Consider the following 18,681-nt stretch of genomic DNA (forward strand, 5'->3'; position numbering starts at 1 on the left):
AGGCCGAACTGGTCGAGCAGGGGGGCCGGGTCGTGGCCGCAACTGCGCACGGCGTCGGCCAGGGACTGAACGAACCCGACCGATAGATCGCCCAGGCGCACCGGCAGCGGTTTCATCATTCTATAACCAGAGGTTCAGCAGTCGTGCACCGCTGCCAGGCTGGTCCGGGCTGGTCTGGCCGTTGCGGCTGATAAAGCCCTGGCCGGTGCTGTGCTTGTCCCAGAACTTGCCGCGCAAGAACACGGTGACGCCAGCGTTGGCGGTGCTGATGGGCAGGCTGCTGGTGAAGGTCAGGCGATGCCAGGCATCGCCCTCAGTGACTTCGCCGGGCTTGAGGCTGATTTCACTGGGCGTCGACACGCTTTTGTAACCGCCCCAGGGCTTGTCCCAAGTGGTTTTACCGACGATAAACGCGGGCACTGCGATCAGTTGCGCGCCTTTTTCGTTCAGCGTGCGGTAGTTCTCGGGGTACCAGCTGTCGCTGCCGATCAGGATGCCCAGGCGTCCGGCCGGGGTGTCGACCACATTCAGCTCATGATCGGGGCTGGGCTGGATATAGCTTTGTTCTTCATAGGTGGGCAGCAATTGGCGCTGCGGAGTGCCGATGGCGGCACCCTCGCGGTCAAACACCACGCTGCTGTTGTACAACGCGCCGGTGCCGACCAGCAGTTTGCCGTGTTCAATGCGCGGGTCGGGCAAGGCGATGCTGCCGGCCACCAGGGTTACCCCGAACTCCTTGGCCAGGCCGCCAAACAGGGTCTGGTAATCGTCGGCCATGCTGTTGGCTTTCATGCGCAGATGAGCATCGTTGACCCGGCTTTCGCCGTCAGCGCGCAACCATGCATTGGCAAAGGCCAGCGGGTTGCTGATGGCCAGCCAGTGCATCGCTTGATTGAGGTTGGCGGCTTGATACAGCTGGTTTTTTTCACCGCGAAACATCAACCAGGAACCGATATGTTCCGGCAGTACCACTACGGTTTTGCCGTTGACCAGCCCGGCATCGCGGGCGCTGTTCAAGTAGGCCGCCAGTTTCAGATGGACCAGCGCCAGGCTTTGGTAGTCGCGGGGTGACAGGTCGGGCTCGATGCCCAGCAGGTTGCCGCGATCATTATTCACACCCTCGTTAATCGCGAGTTCGATGCGCAAGTCAGAAAGGTAGTGGCCAACATCCCGTTGCGTGGTCCACCAGGCATAACCGCCTGCAGCAGCGAAGAGGGCAATCAGTAAGGTGCAGCCAATTATTTTGCGCATATAAATAAAACAGACAGCTTTCAGCGGAATTCAATCTACAGGGTAGGCGGCGGTTGTTGGCTTGCCAAGGGGTGCTGCGCATTTGGGTTAATAATTTGTAACTTTGGGTCATTGAGTGGGGTCGGTTGAGTCTTTACTGTGCCTCAGATCAACGACGGGAGCCGCAGAGCATCCCGCGTTCCGTGATTTCGCCCGTTGTGGAGCCTACTGATGACCGCCACTCGCTACCCGCACTTGCTCGCCCCGCTGGATCTGGGTTTTACCACTTTGCGCAACCGCAGCCTGATGGGCTCGATGCACACCGGCCTGGAAGAAAAGCCCGGTGGCTTTGAACGCATGGCCGCCTACTTTGCCGAGCGTGCCCGGGGTGGCGTGGGCCTGATCGTCACGGGCGGCATTGCGCCCAACGACGAGGGTGGGGTGTACAGCGGTGCAGCCAAGCTGAGTACGGTGGAAGAGGCCGAAAAGCATGTGGTTGTGACCCGCGCAGTACACGATGCCGGCGGCAAGATCTGCCTGCAGATCCTCCACGCCGGGCGTTATGCCTACAGCCCGCGCCAGGTCGCGCCGAGTGCGATCCAGGCGCCGATCAACCCGTTCAAACCCAGGGAGCTGGATGAAGAGGGCATCGAAAAGCAGATCAGCGACTTCGTGACCTGCGCCAGGCTGGCCCAGAGTGCCGGCTATGACGGTGTCGAAATCATGGGGTCCGAGGGTTACCTGATTAACCAGTTCCTGGCGGCGCACACCAACCAGCGTACTGACCGTTGGGGTGGCAGCTACGAAAACCGCATGCGCCTGCCCGTGGAAATCGTGCGTCGCGTGCGCGAAGCCGTTGGCCCGAATTTCATCATTATCTATCGTCTGTCGATGCTCGATCTGGTGGCAGGCGGCAGCGTCTGGGAAGAGATCGTGCAACTGGCCAAGGCGGTCGAATCGGCCGGTGCGACCCTGATCAACACCGGTATTGGCTGGCATGAAGCGCGCATCCCGACCATCGCCACCAAAGTACCCCGTGCCGCGTTCAGCAAAGTCACCGCCAAGCTGCGCGGTTCGGTGAGTGTGCCGCTGATCACCACCAACCGCATCAACACTCCGGAAATCGCCGAGCAGATCCTGGCCGAAGGCGATGCCGATATGGTGTCGATGGCGCGGCCGTTTCTGGCTGATCCGGAGTTCGTCAACAAGGCGGCTGCCGGGCGCAGTGATGAGATCAACACCTGCATCGGCTGCAACCAGGCCTGCCTGGACCACACCTTCGGCGGCAAGCTGACCAGTTGCCTGGTCAATCCCCGAGCCTGCCACGAAACCGAACTCAATTATTTGCCGACCATCGCGGTGAAAAAAATCGCCGTGGTCGGTGCCGGCCCGGCCGGGCTGTCTGCGGCTAGCGTGGCGGCTGAGCGCGGGCATGAAGTGGTGCTGTTTGACGCAGCCAGCGAGATTGGCGGGCAGTTCAATGTGGCCAAGCGCATACCGGGCAAGGAAGAGTTCTTTGAAACCCTGCGTTACTTCAAGCGCAAACTGCAAACCACCGGTGTCGAGGTGTGCCTGAACACCCGGGTGGATGTGCAGCAACTGGTCGAAGGCAAGTTTGACGAAATCATCCTGGCCACCGGCATCGCACCGCGCACGCCGGCGATCCCGGGTATCGACCACCCCAAGGTTCTGAGCTATCTGGACGTGATCCTGGAGCGCAAGCCGGTGGGCGGTAAGGTTGCAGTGATTGGCGCGGGCGGGATTGGTTTTGACGTGTCGGAGTTTCTGGTGCACCAGGGGGTGTCTACCAGCCAGGACCGTGAAGCGTTCTGGAAAGAGTGGGGCATCGACACCGAGCTTGAGGCTCGCGGCGGTGTGGCCGGGATCAAGCCTCAGGTGCATGCCCCGGCGCGTCAGGTGTACTTGCTGCAACGCAAGGCCAGCAAGGTGGGTGACGGGCTGGGCAAGACCACTGGCTGGATCCATCGCGCCGGGCTGAAAAACAAGCAGGTGCAGATGCTCAACAGCGTGGAATACCTGAGCATCGACGATGCCGGTTTGCATGTGCGTATTGGCGAGGGCGAGCCGCAGGTATTGCCTGTAGACAATATTGTGATTTGCGCGGGGCAGGATCCGTTGCGTGAGTTGCAGGATGGCCTGGTTGCAGCGGGGCAGAGCGTGCATTTGATCGGCGGTGCCGATGTGGCGGCGGAACTGGATGCCAAGCGTGCGATTGACCAGGGGTCGAGATTGGCGGCGCAGTTGTAAAGCGCCCTCACCCTAACCCTCTCCCGGAGGGAGAGGGGACTGATTTGTGGCGTTGCGAAGATCTGCTTTGGCCTTTAGCCCCCTCTCACTTTGGGAGAGGGTTGGGGTGAGGGGCTTTGCTCTTAATGCACGATCTGGGCTAAAAACGCCTTGGCCCGCGGGCTTTTCGGGGCGTTGAAAAACTCCTCGGGCGGCGAGTCTTCAATCACCATGCCGCCATCCAGGAACAACACCCGCTCCGCCACCTGCCGGGCAAAACCCATTTCATGGGTCACGCACAACATGGTCATGCCACTGCCCGCCAGGTTGACCATCACATCCAGCACTTCGCTGACCATTTCCGGGTCCAGCGCCGAAGTCGGCTCATCGAACAACATGATTTTCGGTTCCATGCACAACGCCCGGGCAATGGCCACACGTTGCTGCTGGCCGCCGGACAACTGGCTCGGGTATTTATCAGCCTGGCTGGCAATGCCAACCTTGGTCAAAAAATGCTGGGCCAGTTCGATGGCTTTCTTGCGCGACAGGCCGCGCACCGACATCGGCGCCAGGATGCAGTTGTCCAGCACACTCATGTGCGGGAACAGGTTGAAATGCTGGAACACCATACCGATCTCACTGCGCACTTTCGCCGCTTCACGGGTTGGCAGTGCCAGGTCGGTGTCGTTGATCAGGATGCGACCCTGCTCGGCGATTTCCAGGCGGTTGATGCAGCGGATCAAGGTTGATTTGCCAGAGCCGGACGGGCCGCACAGCACAATGCGTTCACCTTCGCGCACCTTCAGGTCGATGCCCTTGAGCACGTGAAAAGCGCTGTAATATTTGTTCAGCCCGGCGATATCCACGACGACCTTGCGGGTGTCAGTGACTGGCGACACAGGATGAACGTAAGCAGGTTGTGCAAGCATGGTGTGTCTCCAGTGATCAGTGAAAACGCTCGGCGCTGTAGGGCGCAGGGTCGGTGAAAGGTTTTTCCCCGGTCATCATTTCGGCCAGCAGACGCCCGCTGACCGGGCCCAGGGTCAGGCCATGATGGGCGTGGCCAAAGTTGAACCACAGGCCCTTGTGGCGGCTGCCAGGGCCAATCACTGGGCACATGTCCGGCAGGCACGGGCGCCGGCCCAGCCAGGGTTCGGCATCCACACGCTCACCCAGCGGGTACAGGCGTTGGGCGCGCTCCTCGCAGCGGCGCAACTGGATTTCGTTGATCGGGTCATCGCTGTCGGCAAATTCGATCCCGGTGGTCAGGCGAATACCGCCCACCATCGGTGCCAGCACATAACCGCCCACCGAATCCAGAATCGGGTGCTGCATGGTGTGGCCGTCTTTGGCCGCGTAATGCATGTGATAGCCGCGCTTGATTGCCAGGGGAATGCGATAGCCCAGCGGTTCGAAAATCGCCCGTGCTTGCGGGCCGAGGGCAATCACCACTTCGTTGCCGACGATCAGGCCCTTCTGGCTCTCGACCTGCCATTGCCCGGCCGTTGCCCGCAGGCTGGTGGCGTCACCGATGACAAAGGTGCCTCCACGCTTTACAAACAATTCGGCATAACCCCGGGTCAGGCCGCCCGGGTCACTGACGGTCTTGGGATCGAGCCAGTGAATGCCTCCGATCACATCGTTATGCAGGCCCGGCTCCAGGGCGTGCACCTGCTGTTCGCCCAGTACCCGGTAGTTGAGCCTGTAGTCGCTCAAGGCCGCCGCATCGCGTTGGGCCTTGTCGAAGTCGGCCTGGGTGCGATAGACCTCGATCCAGCCGCTGTCATCGATCAGCGCAGTCACCCCGGCGGGCTCGGCCAGCAAGTCGTGTTCGCTGACGCATTGTTCAATCAGCGGCAGCATGGCCCGGGTGGCCCTGGCCAGCGCCTTGGGAGCGGATTGCTGCCAGTACTTCAACAGCCACGGCCCGGCCTTGGGCAGGTGCTTGAGGCTGTAGCGCACGTCCGATTGCTGGTTGAGGCCATAGCGCAACAGGCGCGAAAGTTCCCGCGGGAACGAATAGGGGATCACGCTGGCGCGCTCGATCAACCCGGCATTGCCGTGGCTGGTGCCGCTGCCTGGCTGGGCGCGGTCAAGCAGCACGACGCTGCGCCCACGAGCCTGGAGTTGCAACGCGGTACTGACGCCGACAATGCCGGCGCCCAGAACGATAGTGTCGCAGTGCATAAACAAATCCTTAAAACAGGGGGCCGTGTGCGCAGCCCGGGCAATGGGCTTACTGCAAATGGCGGCCGAGGCGGCCTTCGATCAGTTTCAGGCTGCGCCGCACCACTTCCACGATCAGCAGATACAGCACGGCGGCCCACAGGTAGACCTGAAAGTCGAAACTGCGCGAAAACGCCATCTTGGTCACGCCCATCAGGTCGTAAATGGTTACCAGCGAGGCAATCGCACTGGCCTTGATCATCAGGATCAGTTCATTGCCCAGCGGGCCGATGGCCACCAGCAACGATTGCGGCAGAATGATCTTGCGAAAGGTGGTCCAGCGCGACAGGTTCAGCGCTTTGCAGGCCTCACGCTGGCCCTGGGCCACGGAGAGGATACTGCCGCGCAGGATCTCGGCCTGGTACGCCGCCGTGTTGAGAGTGAAAGCCAGCAGGGTGCAGAACCACGCATCGCGGAAAAACCACCACAGGCCCACGTCCTGCCAGAAGCCCTTGAACGAGCCGAGGCCGTAGTACAGCAAAAACAGTTGCGCCAGCAGCGGTGAGCCGCGGAAAAAGTACACGTAGGCACCGGTAAAACTGCGCAAGAAGCGGTTGCTCGACAAACGCCCCAGGGCGATCAGCAAGCCGAGCAAAGCCCCCAGGGTAAAGGAAATCGCTACCAGTTTGCCGGTGACCAGCAGCCCGTCGATAAACCGCGGGCCGTAGCGTTCCAGCAGGTCGGGGTTGAGAAACATGTTTTGTAGATCCGCCAGACTCATGGCTGCGCGCTCCGTTGATGGCGGCTGAAGTAGCGTTCAAGAAAGGCGAACAGACGCCCGGAAATCGCCGAGAAAAACAGATAGCCCAGGCAGGCGACGGTGTAGAACAGCATCGGCTCTTTGGTCACGCTGACCGCCAGGTTGGTCTGGCGCATCAGGTCCACCAGGGAAATGGTCGACACCAGCGAGGTGTCCTTGAGCAGCGACAGCCAGTTGTTCGACAGCCCCGGCAGGGCGATGCGTGCCAGTTGTGGCAGTACCACCTTGCGAAAGGTGGTGAATTTGCTCAGGCCCAGTGCCGAGGCCGCTTCGAACTGGCCCTTGGGAATGGTTTTAAACGCACCCAGCCAGATCTCGCTCGAGAAGGCGGCAAATACCAGGCTGAAAGCCACCATCGCAGCGACGAAGGTATTGATCGTCACCTGCGCGTCGTAGCCCATCATGGCGAGCAGCTTTTGTGCGGCGATCTGGCAGCCGTAATAAATGATCAGCAGGGTCAGCAGTTCCGGCAAACCGCGAAATACCGTGGAAAAGGTCGTCGCCCACGCCCGCAGCCAACGGTTTTTTGAGCGTGCCGCCACCGCCACGACCAGGCCCAGGGGCAAGCCGATAGGCAGGCAGCTCAAGGCCAGGGCAATGGTCACCAGCGCGCCGGCGAGCAACGCCGAGCCCCAGCCGCCACTGGCAAAAGAAAGAAGTGAGAGTTGATCGAGCATGCTCGAATCCCCGGGCAAAAGTGGGCCGAAATTCAGCCACTGCGCACGTTATGTGCGCAGGGCAGGGTCATTGGCAGGGAGGCCCTCAAGCGAGGGCAGGCGACTCAGTAAATGTCGAAGTCGAAGTACTTGCTGCTGATCTTTTTATAGGTGCCGTCAGCCACGATTTCGTCCAGCGCCTTGTTGAAACGCTCGCGCAGCACGGTATCGCTCTGGCGTACGGCAATGGCGGCGTCGGCATTGGTGCCGTTGACGTCACCGATGATTTTGCAGCAGTCGTCGCTGGCCTTGTTGATCCATTCCAGCAGCGGGAATTTGTCGGCAATCACCGCATCGACACGACCGTTTTTCAACTCGGCGTTGGCCTCGTCCAGGGTCGGGTACAGGTTGAGCTTGGCGCCGGCTTTTTCGTAGTGGTCTTCGGCGTAGATGCCCTGGGTTGCAGCGCCCTGGGCACCGATGGTGCGGCCCTTGAAGTCGATCTGGGCATCGGTGATATCAGAGTCTTTAGGCACGGCGATCGACAGCGGGGTGCGGTAGTAGTGATTGGTAAACGCGATCTTCTTTTTGCGTTCATCGGTCACGATCATCGACGCGACGATGGCGTCGTATTTTTTCGCCATCAGCCCCGGGATAATACCGTCCCAGTCCTGGGCAACGATCTTGCATTGCGCGTTCATGCGCTCGCACAGGGCATTGGTGATGTCGACGTCAAAGCCGGACACCGTGCCGTCCGAGTTGGTGGTGTTGAAGGGAGGGTAGGCGCCTTCGGTGGCGATAGTCAGCGTGTCGGCCTGAGCATTGGCTGCAACGGCGGCCACCAGTGCGCATGCACTTGCAAAGCGAATGACGTATTTCATCTAGCACCTCGTTTTATTGTTTTGATCCGGGTGAGGATGTGTAGCCCACGAACTCATTGTGTAAGGCCGCGGTTGCCTCAAGACGCTTTTCAACGTCAGGCCCCAGTTGTTTGCACACTTCATTGATCAGCAAATGCACCAGCGACAGCATGGCCGCGGTGGACTCCCAGAACAGGTTGAACTCGGTGGGCACGCGAAACACTTCATTGGCGCTCTGGTCGGCCCAGTCGCAGAAGGTATCGGTGACCAGCGTGACCTCGATGCCGGCCTCGCGTGCCTTGCGGCACAACAACTGGGCGTGGCGCGAGTAGCGACGGGCTTCAAACACCACCAGGGCGCAGTCTGCCGGCGGGCACAGCAGTACATCGGCGTAATGCCCGGCGGCGCCGTCGACCAGCTGCACGCCATCGCGCAGGTATTGCAGTAAATGCACCATCGAGGCGGCGATTCCGCGCTCGGTCTGGAAGCCTGCGACAAACACCTTGGGCCGCGTGGCCAGGCGCTGGCTGACGGCACGCCACTGCGGGGTGAGGCTGTATTCGTAGACCTTGACCAGCGCCCCGACTTCCAGCTCGAAGCTGCGCGGCAGGGCCTGCGGGCTCTGGCTCGACTGCTGGCGGAATTCTTGCAAGCGATCACCGACCAGCCACGGGCCGTCGCCCAGGTCGCCCTTGAGATCGTTTTTCAAATCCTTGAAATGGCTATAGCCCAGGGCACGGCAAAAGCGCCCCACACTGGACTCGCTGACCCCCAGTTTGCTGGCGATGTCGGCGGCGGTCTGAAAGGGCAGCTCGTAGAGATTGGCCAGCATGTAGCTGGCAATCGCCCGGCCCGAGGGGGCGGCGGTTGACAGACTGCTTTCAAGGCGTTGTTTAATCGGCTGGCTCACGACTGCTTCCTGTTTTTATTTCAGCGCGTTGCAGAAAGTGAATGTTTTCTGTCATTAAGTCAACAATTGACAGAGAACTGTCATCGAAGGATAGTTTGCCTCAGACAAAAATAATCAGACTGGAGCCCCAGAATGTCATCCACGCAGTCGCTTTCCCTCGCCGAATTGACCGCTTTGCTGCAACGGATTTTTGAGCGTCATGGCACCTCGCCGGAGGTTGCCGGGGTACTGGCGGACAACTGCGCCCGGGCGCAGCGCGATGGTTCCTATAGCCATGGGGTATTCCGCATTCCGGGTTATCTGTCATCACTGGCCAGCAACTGGGTCAATGGCCAGGCGGTGCCGGTTGTAGAAGACGTTGCCAGCGGGTTTATCCGCGTGGATGCGGCGGGGGGCTTTGCCCAGCCAGCATTGGCGGCCGCCCGCGAGTTGCTGGTGGCAAAAGCCCGCAGTGCCGGGATTGCGGTGCTGGCGATTCGTAACTCCCATCACTTCGCCGCGCTCTGGCCGGATGTCGAGCCGTTTGCCGAAGAAGGCCTGGTGGCCTTGAGCGTGGTCAACAGCATGACCTGCGTAGTGCCTCACGGTGCACAAAAACCGTTGTTTGGCACCAACCCGATTGCCTTTGCCGCACCCTGTGCGGATGGCAATCCGATCGTATTCGACCTGGCCACCAGTGCGATTGCCCACGGCGACGTGCAAATTGCCGCTCGTAAAGGCCACTCGTTGCCTGCTGGCATGGGCGTAGACAAGCAGGGTGAGCCCACTGAAGACCCGAAAGCCATCCTCGACGGCGGCGCTTTGCTGCCTTTTGGCGGGCACAAGGGCTCGGCGCTGTCGATGATGGTCGAGTTGCTGGCGGCGGCGCTGACGGGGGGTAATTTCTCGTTTGAGTTTGACTGGTCGAAACATCCGGGTGCACAAACCCCGTGGACCGGCCAATTGCTGATCGTGATCGACCCGAGCAAATCTGGCGGCAACAGCTTTGCCCAGCGCAGCGCAGAACTGGTGCGGCAGATGCATGCAGTAGGGCTTGAGCGCATGCCGGGTGACCGGCGCTTTATCGAGCGGGCCAAATCGTTGAGCGAAGGCATCCCGCTGGGGGCTGAAGAGCTGGCCAAATTGCGTGAGCTGGCGGGGTAACTGCGCCAAGGATCCGTTTGGTAAACGCCGCTAAACCTGTGGGAGCGGGCTTGCTCGCGATAGCATCACCGCGGTTTGCCAGATAACCGGCGTGGCCTGCATCGCGAGCAAGCCCGCTCCCACAATCCACCTGCGCGCATCAGGTTTGGGGAGTGGCTTACAACGCCAGAAACTGCCGTATCAGATTGGGTGTACACCCCGTCCAGCGTTTCAGGGCCCGGCGAAAGTTCGCCGGGTCGTTGAAGTTCAGGTACTCGGCCACCGCTTCATTGCTCAGCCCCTTGATCTGGTAAAGATACAGCGCCATATGCTTGCGCGCCTGATCCTGCTGGGCCTGAAAATGGGTGCCGTGCTTGTTCAGCTTGCGCTTGAGGGTGGCCTGGCTCACCGAAAAATGCTGCGCGGCCTGCTCAAGGCCCGGAGCCTCCCGGGCATTGTTGCGCAAGTACACATACAGCCGGTCAAGCAGGCTGGCGCGAAAGCCCAGGCTGTGCAACTGCTCCTGTGCCTGTTGATAGGCCACTTGGCGGGCAATGGCCGAGGCATTCGGCCAGGGCCGGGTCAGGTATTCACGGGGCAGGCGCATCATGTCCAGCTGGCAGCCAAACTGGGTGTTCTCCCCCAGATGTACCCAGTACTGCTCCACATAATGCGGCTCGGCATGGCTGAAACTGCATTCCCACGGCAGGCGCTCGCCACTGAGCCACTGACTCATGGCCATCAGCGCCGTCATACTGGCCTCCAGTACAAAACGCAATTGCTCCTGGGCCCCACAACTGTCGAGCCAGTACACATAGGCGTATTTGTCGTCCAGCAACAGCCGCGGGGTGAGCAAGGGGCTGAGCAGGGCGCGGTGATGGATCAGGGTTTCCAGGGCCTGCTGCAGGTTCTGTGCCTGCTGCAGGGCGTGGCTGGCCGGGCCGTAATGCCCCGGCCACAGGCGCTGGCCAAACAGAAAACTGCTGTCATCGGCTTCGAGTAAGCGTTGTGCATTGGCGATCAGGGTAAAACACTGCTGGGGGCTGAGACGCGTGTGCCCGGCGACGATGTCCTCGTAAAACAGCCCGGTACCGCGCAGCAGGCGATGGCTGTCGATATCCCGCGACAACGCCAGATCAATCAGGGTCGCAGGTTGATAATGCCCGGCAATAAAGCGGCTGTCGGCTTCGTACCAGCGGCTGTCCAGGGTCATGCGCGTTTGCTCCGTGGCGGCTTGGCCCGCACCAGTGTCAGGTTCAGGCGCTTGAGCAGCTCATCGGGCGCTTCGTTGACGGCCATCACCACCGCGGTACTGGCCGACAGATACACCCGTTCACCCTGTTGGCGGGTTTTGTGGGCCAGGCTCTGTACCGCCTGCTGCAGTTCCAGCGCCAGCAAGCGGGCCTGACTCTCGCCGGTATTGGGCAACAGCACCACAAAACGGTCACCGGCCAGCCTGCAGAGCAGATCGTGGCGACGCAGGTTGAGCAGCAGCAACTGGCTGAGGGCCTGCAACACGGCATCACCTTCGGCGTGGCCGTAATGCTGGTTGATGGACGTGAAATCGTCGATATCCAGCGCCAGCAGTGACAGCGGCTGTTGCTGCTCGACGCTTTGCGCCAGGCAGTCGCTGACCTGGTGCTTGAGGTAACCGGCGCCGCCCAGAGGGGTGAGTTTGTCGAACAGCCGGTGCTCGCGAAATACCCGCTCGCGCTTCTCCATCTGTTGATTGATAGCCTGCTGCTCGCGGTGCCAATGAAACAGGCCGATGGTCAGCAGAATCATGCCGACGGGCATGGGTGCCGACTCCATCCAGTGATCCCAGCCAATATGTTTGGGCAGGCGGATAAACTCGTCGAGCACATCCACCCACCAGGAAAAAATCATAAAGCACAGGCCGTACGCCAGGTAGTTGGTGACCCGCCCGGTGGGCCGGCTTTTAATCACCAGCCCCAGCCAGAACAGCATAAACAGGGCGGTGCCGCCTTCGCCGAAGATATCCAGCCAGTGCCATTCGCTGAAGGCCTTGGGCGTGCCGAATGCCAGGTTGAGCAGTACCGCGGCATTGGCGGCCAGCAGCAGTAAACCAAGCTTGTAGCGATGGTGTTTAAGGACGTTTAACCAAGTCATCAGAGTTCTACCCAAACCTATTGCCGGTCAGCAGAGCAGAGCGGTGTGACAACTGTATGACGGGGCTTGCGGGTCGAATCAGCTCAGGTGTGTGGTGAAAAAAAAGTTAAACGCAAGCTCGTGGTTGCCCCCGATTTCGTAGCAGCAGCCTCGTTCCTTCGGCAGCTGCTACGGGGGGCGATCCTTTCGTAATCAGGTCAAATCAGCTCATTTACCCCTTTATCACTGCTTGAAACCTTTTGTTTCGGGCGTTTCGCCGAACACTGTCACAGCGCTGTCATCCGCCGACCCTAGCTTTCGCTCCCAAGTTGTCGGGCCATTTGCCCGGCCTGACGTGCGATTTTGGGGGAGCACCAACATGTACAAGTGTCGCAGCAAGGCGCAGTGGGTCGGCTTTACGGTCAGTGCATTGGCCCTGGCAATCGCCAGCGAACGTTTGAGCGCCGCCGAAACATCGGCCATCGGTGCCACTGAACACGTCGAGGTAGTCGGTCAGGCCGTCAGCCTGGACAAGGCACTCAAGCAGCAACGCAACTCGGACACCATCGAAAGCGTGGTGCATGCCGATGGCGTGGCGCAGTTGCCCGACGCCAACGTGGCCGAGGCGGTACAGCGCCTGCCCGGTATCAGCATTGAGCGCGATCAGGGCGAAGGCCGCTTTGTCAGCGTGCGTGGCCTGGGCCCGGACCTCAATAGCGTGACCATCAACGGAACACTGGTACCGTCCCCGGAAAGCGCCCGCCGCGCCGTGGCCCTGGACGTCTTGCCCTCGGAACTGGTGCAGTCGCTGTCGGTGATCAAGACCCTGACCCCGGATATGGACGCCAACTCCCTGGGTGGCACGGTAGACGTACAAAGCCTCTCGGCCTTCGACCATGACGGCCTGTTTTTCACCGGCAGCACCGAGGCCGGATACAACAAGAACAGCCACAAGACCAGCCCCAAGGTGTCGGGCGCCATCAGCGACCGTTTCAGCCTGGGTGACGGTGTCGACAACTTCGGTGTGGCCGCAGCCCTGAGCTGGAACAAGCGCGACTTTCGCTCCGACAACGTCGAAACCGGCGGCGACTGGGACTTCACCGATGGCGCCCGTCTGAACAGCTTTGAACAGCGTGTTTACGAGATCAGCCGCGAGCGTGCCGGTGGCGGCCTCAACTTTGATTACAAGCCCGACGACGATACCAGTCTGTACCTGCGCACCCTGTACAGCCGCTTTGAGGACAACGAAACCCGCAACTCCACCGCCTTTGAATTCTCCGACCCCCAGGCCGAAGACGAGGTGGGTAAAACCAAGACCAAGCGCAAGCTCAAGCAGCGCGAAGAAACCCAGGAAATCCAGTCCTACGTATTCGGCGGCGAACGCACCATGGGCCTGTGGACCCTCAGCGGGCAGGCCGGTTACAGCGAGTCCAGCGAAGACAACCCGGGGGGCATCGCCGGGGCCACCTTCAAGGGCAGCTCGAGCATTGGCAACGGCGGTTTCTACGACACCGAAAAACCGCGGCCGATCATCGGCGCTGGCTTTTATGACCCGACCAACTTCAGCCTCGACAAGGTGGACTGGCAAGAACAGCACACCAAGGACACCGAGAAAAATATCCGCCTGGACCTGGCCCGCGATTACGACGTGCAGGGCTATGCCTCCCAGGTCAAGTTTGGCGGCAAGGTCAGCCGGCGCAACAAGGACAACGACCTCAATGCCTGGACCTACAAGGACTTCTCCGATCTGGGCTTCAGCGACGAGCAACTGAGCCTCAATGCGTTCAACAAGGGCAACCTGCACTACAACCTTGGCCAGTACGGCCCGGGCATCAGCGGCGGGGCGATCAAGGACCTGATCGGCGGCCTCAACCGCGACGACTTCTACAACGAGCAGGACTCGCGGGCCAATGACTTCAAGATGCGCGAAGACATCAATGCGGCCTACCTGATGAACACCCTGGATATCGATGACTGGCGCTTTATCGCCGGCATGCGCTACGAGGGCACCGAGTTCGAGGCCAAGGGTACGGGCGTGCGCGATGGCGTCTTTGCAGAGCAAAACACCCGGCGCGATTACCACCACTGGCTGCCGGGCCTGCATGCGCGCTATCAGTTGGCGAAAAACACCCAGGTGCGGGCGGCCTGGACCAACACCGTCGTGCGCCCGACCTTTGGCCAGCTAGCCCCGGGCTTTGTTATCGAAGATGACAAAGCCGAGTTCGGCAACCCCAACCTCAAGCCGCTGGAATCGAGCAACTTCGACCTTGGCATCGAGCACTTTATGGGGCAGGCGGGCACGGTGTCGGCGTTCCTCTTCTACAAAGACATTAAAAACTTCGTCTACAACAACGACCTGGCGGGCAGCGGCGAGTGGGTCGACTTCACCGAAGCCCACAGCTATGCCAACGGCGACAGCGCCAAGCTCTATGGTCTGGAACTGGCCTACTCGCAGAAGTTCGACTGGCTGCCGTCACCCTGGAACGGTTTGATCCTGGGCGCCAACAGCACGTTCAGCCGCTCCAATGCCAGTATCAAGGGCGTTGACGCAGCGACCGGAGCCAGCCTCAAGCGCGATATCGATTTGCCCAATCAGTCCAAGACCGTCGGCAACCTGATGCTCGGCTGGGAAGACGACAAGCTGAGCCTGCGCCTGTCGGCCAACTACAAGTCGGACTACCTCTACGAACTGGCCGGGGTCAACGACAAGGCCCATGACACCTATGTCAATGCCCAGACCTTTGTCGACTTCAGTGCCCGCTACTCGCTGACCAAGAACCTGCAAGTCAAGTTCGACGCCCAGAACCTTACGGACCAGCCGTACTTCACGTACAGCGGCAACAGCCGCTTCAACAACCAGTACGAAGAATACGGGCCAACCTACTCACTGGGCCTGACCTACACCCATTTTTAAGGCTTCGATGCCCCCCCTTGTGGGAGCGAGCCTGCTCGCGAAGGCGGTAAGTGATGTTGAGACCTTCGCGAGCAGGCTCGCTCCCACTGAAGCGCCATTGTTTTTTTGAACAGAATTCAGGATTGATCACTCATGTTCACACGCAAACCCCGCCTCCTGCCCTTGCTCGCCTGCCTGACCGCAGGCAGCGTCCAGGCAGCTACCGATATTGCTGCCCCGACATTGCAGCAATGGTCCACCAGCAAGGCCCAGGCCCTGAGTTTTTTACCCGGTAGCACAGGTGACGAGCGCCTGGCGGCAAGCAAGCGCGAAGGCCTGCTGTTGCTTGATAAACAGGGCAACACCCTGAGCCGGGTCCAGGGCGCCTTTGCCGGGCTGGACAGCCGCGTCCTGGGCGACCAGGTGCTGGTGGCCAGTAACGACAAGGACAAGCAGCAGGTTGCGCTGTTCAATCTCGACCCCAAGAGCCATCAATGGCAGGCGCCATCCTATCTGCCCACCCGCGACTACGCGGTGAATGGCGTGTGCCTGTACCAGGACGACGCGAGCAATATCTACCTGTTTACCGTGGGTGAAGAGGGCAGGGGCGAGCAATGGCTGGTTGCCGCTGAGAGCCGCCGTCTGCCGACGCCGCTGCTGGTGCGCAGCCTGCCCCTGCCGCCGCAGGCCAAGTTCTGCAAGGTCGATGACGCCGCGCAGAACCTCTTCGTCAACGAAGAGAATGTCGGTTGGTGGGCCTACCCGGCCCATGCCGAGGCCGACGTCGAGCGCGTGCCGGTGGCGATGGTCGAGCCATTTGGCAACGTAAAAAAATCCACCGGGGACATGGCCCTGATGCCGGGCGGTATGCTCGGCCTCGATCCCGAGGCGGCACAACTGAATCTGTATCAGCAGCAGGGCAAGGGCTGGGCAGCCGTTGCCAGCTTGCCCCTGGCCGGGGTCCGCGAGCCGGAGCATCTGGCCCTGCGTCAGACGCCGCATGGCCTGCAACTGCTGGTGCAGGACGGTGCCAGCAGCAAAATGTACGAAGGCGCATTGGGCTGGAAGGCCACCCCGGCCAGCCACCCCCCTGTGCTGGTCAGCGTAAAACCTGCGGTGCAAACCGACGTGGTGATGAGCCAGGGTGATGCCGCGGATGACCCGGCCATCTGGGTACACCCGAAAACCCCTGCTCTGAGCCGGGTACTGGGCACCAACAAGCAGCAGGGCCTTGAGGTGTACGACCTGCAGGGCAAACGCGTGCAGCATCTGCCTGTGGGCCGCCTGAACAACGTCGATGTGCGCCCGGGTTTCGAGCTGGGCGGACGCACTGTGGATCTGGCCGTGGCAACCAATCGCGATCACAACAGCCTCAGCGTGTTCAGCATCGACCGCGCCACCGGCACCTTGCAGGAAGCGGGCGAGATTGCCACGCCGGTTACCGATATTTACGGCCTGTGCCTGTTCAAGGCCCCTACCGGCGAGATCTACAGTTTTACCAACGACAAGGACGGCACTTTTGTGCAGCACCGCTTGTACGCCAAGGGCGACAAGGTGCAGGGCGAGCTGGTGCGCCAGTTCAAGGTGGCCAGCCAACCCGAAGGCTGTGTAGCGGGCGATCGCAACCAGCGGCTGTTCCTCGGTGAGGAGGATGTGGCGGTGTGGGCGGTGGATGCCCGGCCTGACCAACCGGCCACGCTCACCAGCGTGATCAGGGTGGGTGAACAGGTGCATGACGATATCGAAGGCATGGGCCTGTACCAGACCGAAAAAGACAACTACCTGGTGATCTCCAGCCAGGGCAACGACAGCTATGTGGTGGTCGATGCCGAGCCGCCGTATGCCCTGCGCGGTGCGTTCCGGGTGGGGGTCAATGCGGCGGCGGGCATCGACGGCGCGTCGGAAACCGATGGCCTGGAAGTGACCTCGGCCAACCTCGGCGGCCCGTGGCACAAAGGCATGTTGGTGGTTCAGGACGGTCGCAAACGCATGCCCGAGCAGGCGCAGAACTTCAAGTACATCCCCTGGGCTGAAGTGGCCAAGGCCCTGCACTTGCCATAACCCGGTCATTTAAGACGCTTATAAATACCCCTTTACTGGAGCAACAACATGCACGCAACCATGGAACATATGACGATCTGGGGCCTGATCAGCGACGCGAGTCTGCTGGTCAAGGGGGTGATGCTGATCCTGCTGCTGGCCTCGCTGTTGAGCTGGTTTCTGATTGTGCGCCGCAGCGCCATCCTGCGCCGTAGCGAGCGCGACATGGACAACTTTGCCGGGCGCCTGCGTGGCCAGGGCGAACTCAATGCCCTGTACCGCGAAAGCCGCGACGCCAGCCAGGAAGATGCCGGTGCCGAGCGAGTATTCGCCGCTGCCTACAGTGAATACGCCCAACTCAAGCAGCAGCCGGGAGTGGATGCCGAAGGCGTGATGCAAGGGGTGGAGCGGGCGCTGTATGTGGCCATCAGCGAGCAGGAGATTCGCCTGGAGAAAGGCCTGCAGTTTCTCGCGACCGTCGGCTCGGTGAGCCCCTATATCGGACTCTTCGGTACCGTGTGGGGGATCATGAACTCCTTTATCGGCCTGTCCCAGGTGCAACAGGCGACCCTGTCCACCGTCGCCCCGGGCATCGCCGAAGCCCTGATCGCCACCGCCATCGGCCTGTTTGCGGCGATCCCGGCCGTGATTGCCTACAACCGTTTCTCGGCCCGTAGCCAGACCCTGCTGACCCGTTACTACAGCCTCGGCAATGAAGTGCAGATGCGCTTGTACCGCAGCCTGCATGCCGGTTCGCGGAACATGTCCGCCGTCGCTTGAAAGGGAGTTTCATCATGCTTGCTCGACCACAGCGCAAACACGGGCCCAAGGCCGAAATGAACGTAGTGCCTTACATCGACGTGATGCTGGTGCTGCTGGTGATCTTTATGGTGACCGCGCCGATGTTGACCCAGGGGGTGAAAATCGAACTGCCGAAAGTGGCCAGTGAAGCCCTGGTCAATGACAGCCAGCAAAAAATCCTCACTCTGTCAGTCAAGGCCGAAGGTGGCTACTACTGGAACCTGGGCAGTGAACTGGACACCAAGAACCAGACCGACAGCGCCGTCAGCCTTGAGGAGTTGCAGGCCAAGGTCGGCCAGGTGGTGGCGCAGGACAGCAACACCCAGGTGTATATCCGCGCCGACAACGAGGCGGGTTATGGCAGCGTGGTCAAGGCGATGGCGGCCCTGCAGCAAGGTGGCGTGAGCAACCTGGGGCTGGTGACCGAGGCGCCACAATGAGTGCCGCGTTGATGCACGGCGAGCTGGCGCCTGCACAGCCGTTGCCCTGGTCGCGGATGTGGCATAACAGCCAGGCGCTGGTGGTCAGCGTGGCTCTGCACAGCGCTGTGGTGGCGTTCCTGGTGCTGGGCTGGAGCATGGAGCAATCGCTGCCGGAGCCTGTGCCATCGACCCTGAAAACCCGGCTGGTGATGCTGCCCGCCGAACCGGTAATGGCGCCTCCTGCGCCGGAGCCGCTGCCGGTGGTGACTCCGGCACCGGTGGTTGAGGCCAGGCCCGAGGTGGTCAAGCCTAAAGTGGACCCGCAGATCCAGGCGCGCAAACTGGAACAGGCGGCGCTCGCACGCAAGCGGGTCGAGGAGCAGAAGCAGGCGCAAGTGGAGCAGC

16 protein-coding genes and 1 pseudogene are annotated in these 18,681 nt (G+C 61.0%); 7 read left to right on the forward strand and 10 right to left on the reverse strand.

The genetic code is table 11. From position 1 onward, the window contains the following. Together GHO03_RS19660 and GHO03_RS19665 are read right to left on the reverse strand one after the other, a co-directional pair. A pseudogene (locus GHO03_RS19660) lies at positions 1–116 on the reverse strand (AraC family transcriptional regulator); the annotation flags it as partial. A 4-nt stretch (positions 117–120) separates the two neighbouring features. Further along, on the reverse strand, positions 121–1,251 hold the full coding sequence (locus GHO03_RS19665) for a carbon-nitrogen hydrolase family protein (RefSeq protein WP_095021028.1): 1,131 nt from the start codon (positions 1,249–1,251) through the stop codon (positions 121–123). Positions 1,252–1,461: 210 nt separating this feature from the next. Between GHO03_RS19665 and GHO03_RS19670 the strand changes: the two genes are divergently transcribed. After that, a complete protein-coding gene (locus GHO03_RS19670) occupies positions 1,462–3,498 on the forward strand; it encodes an NADPH-dependent 2,4-dienoyl-CoA reductase (protein ID WP_095000606.1) in 2,037 nt (678 codons plus the stop codon). A 122-nt stretch (positions 3,499–3,620) separates the two neighbouring features. Here GHO03_RS19670 and GHO03_RS19675 read toward each other — a convergent pair whose 3' ends face one another. The 6 genes from GHO03_RS19675 to GHO03_RS19700 form a co-directional block, all read right to left on the reverse strand. Beyond that, positions 3,621–4,406 (reverse strand): amino acid ABC transporter ATP-binding protein, encoded by a 786-nt coding sequence (locus GHO03_RS19675; protein WP_095000605.1) that lies wholly within the window; start codon positions 4,404–4,406, stop codon positions 3,621–3,623. A 16-nt stretch (positions 4,407–4,422) separates the two neighbouring features. Then, positions 4,423–5,664, reverse strand: coding sequence for an FAD-dependent oxidoreductase (locus GHO03_RS19680; RefSeq protein WP_095000604.1), 1,242 nt, complete (start codon positions 5,662–5,664; stop codon positions 4,423–4,425). A gap of 49 nt (positions 5,665–5,713) precedes the next feature. Continuing rightward, positions 5,714–6,424, reverse strand: a complete 711-nt coding sequence (locus GHO03_RS19685; RefSeq protein WP_095000603.1) for an ABC transporter permease — start codon at positions 6,422–6,424, stop codon at positions 5,714–5,716. Then, a complete protein-coding gene (locus GHO03_RS19690) occupies positions 6,421–7,140 on the reverse strand; it encodes an ABC transporter permease (protein ID WP_095019762.1) in 720 nt (239 codons plus the stop codon). The genes GHO03_RS19685 and GHO03_RS19690 overlap by 4 nt, the downstream gene beginning before the upstream one ends. 104 nt (positions 7,141–7,244) lie before the next feature. Then, entirely contained in the window at positions 7,245–8,000 is a 756-nt protein-coding gene (locus tag GHO03_RS19695) for a transporter substrate-binding domain-containing protein (protein ID WP_095000601.1), read from the reverse strand. Positions 8,001–8,013: 13 nt separating this feature from the next. Continuing rightward, the gene (locus GHO03_RS19700) at positions 8,014–8,889 is read right to left on the reverse strand and encodes a MurR/RpiR family transcriptional regulator (RefSeq protein ID WP_372241770.1); all 876 of its coding nucleotides are present in this window, start codon (positions 8,887–8,889) and stop codon (positions 8,014–8,016) included. 132 nt (positions 8,890–9,021) lie between these two features. On the opposite strand from GHO03_RS19700, the gene GHO03_RS19705 reads away from it, so the two are divergent. Continuing rightward, entirely contained in the window at positions 9,022–10,032 is a 1,011-nt protein-coding gene (locus GHO03_RS19705) for an Ldh family oxidoreductase (RefSeq protein WP_095000599.1), read from the forward strand. Between the two features lie 157 nt (positions 10,033–10,189). On the opposite strand, the gene GHO03_RS19710 is transcribed toward GHO03_RS19705, so the two are convergent. Further along, positions 10,190–11,224: an AraC family transcriptional regulator gene (locus GHO03_RS19710; RefSeq protein WP_095000598.1), complete on the reverse strand. Its 1,035-nt coding sequence runs from the start codon at positions 11,222–11,224 to the stop codon at positions 10,190–10,192. After that, on the reverse strand, positions 11,221–12,141 hold the full coding sequence (locus GHO03_RS19715; protein WP_153400384.1) for a GGDEF domain-containing protein: 921 nt from the start codon (positions 12,139–12,141) through the stop codon (positions 11,221–11,223). Before GHO03_RS19715 ends, GHO03_RS19710 begins: the two co-directional genes overlap by 4 nt. A 358-nt stretch (positions 12,142–12,499) precedes the next feature. Between GHO03_RS19715 and GHO03_RS19720 the strand changes: the two genes are divergently transcribed. From GHO03_RS19720 to GHO03_RS19740, 5 genes are all read left to right on the forward strand, one after another. Beyond that, on the forward strand, positions 12,500–15,034 hold the full coding sequence (locus GHO03_RS19720) for a TonB-dependent receptor (protein WP_095026917.1): 2,535 nt from the start codon (positions 12,500–12,502) through the stop codon (positions 15,032–15,034). A gap of 132 nt (positions 15,035–15,166) precedes the next feature. Next, complete coding sequence (locus tag GHO03_RS19725; RefSeq protein WP_153400385.1) at positions 15,167–17,074, forward strand: phytase; 1,908 nt, start codon at positions 15,167–15,169, stop codon at positions 17,072–17,074. Between the two features lie 48 nt (positions 17,075–17,122). Continuing rightward, on the forward strand, positions 17,123–17,833 hold the full coding sequence (gene tolQ / locus GHO03_RS19730; protein ID WP_095032463.1) for a protein TolQ: 711 nt from the start codon (positions 17,123–17,125) through the stop codon (positions 17,831–17,833). Between the two features lie 14 nt (positions 17,834–17,847). Beyond that, a complete protein-coding gene (gene tolR / locus GHO03_RS19735) occupies positions 17,848–18,294 on the forward strand; it encodes a protein TolR (protein ID WP_016780534.1) in 447 nt (148 codons plus the stop codon). Further along, the coding region (locus tag GHO03_RS19740) for a cell envelope integrity protein TolA (RefSeq protein ID WP_178110341.1) at positions 18,291–18,681 on the forward strand (391 nt) is incomplete at its 3' end. The genes tolR and GHO03_RS19740, both read left to right, overlap by 4 nt.

The organism is Pseudomonas sp. FSL R10-1339 (genome assembly GCF_009600545.1).
Classification (GTDB): domain Bacteria; phylum Pseudomonadota; class Gammaproteobacteria; order Pseudomonadales; family Pseudomonadaceae; genus Aquipseudomonas; species Aquipseudomonas bubulae.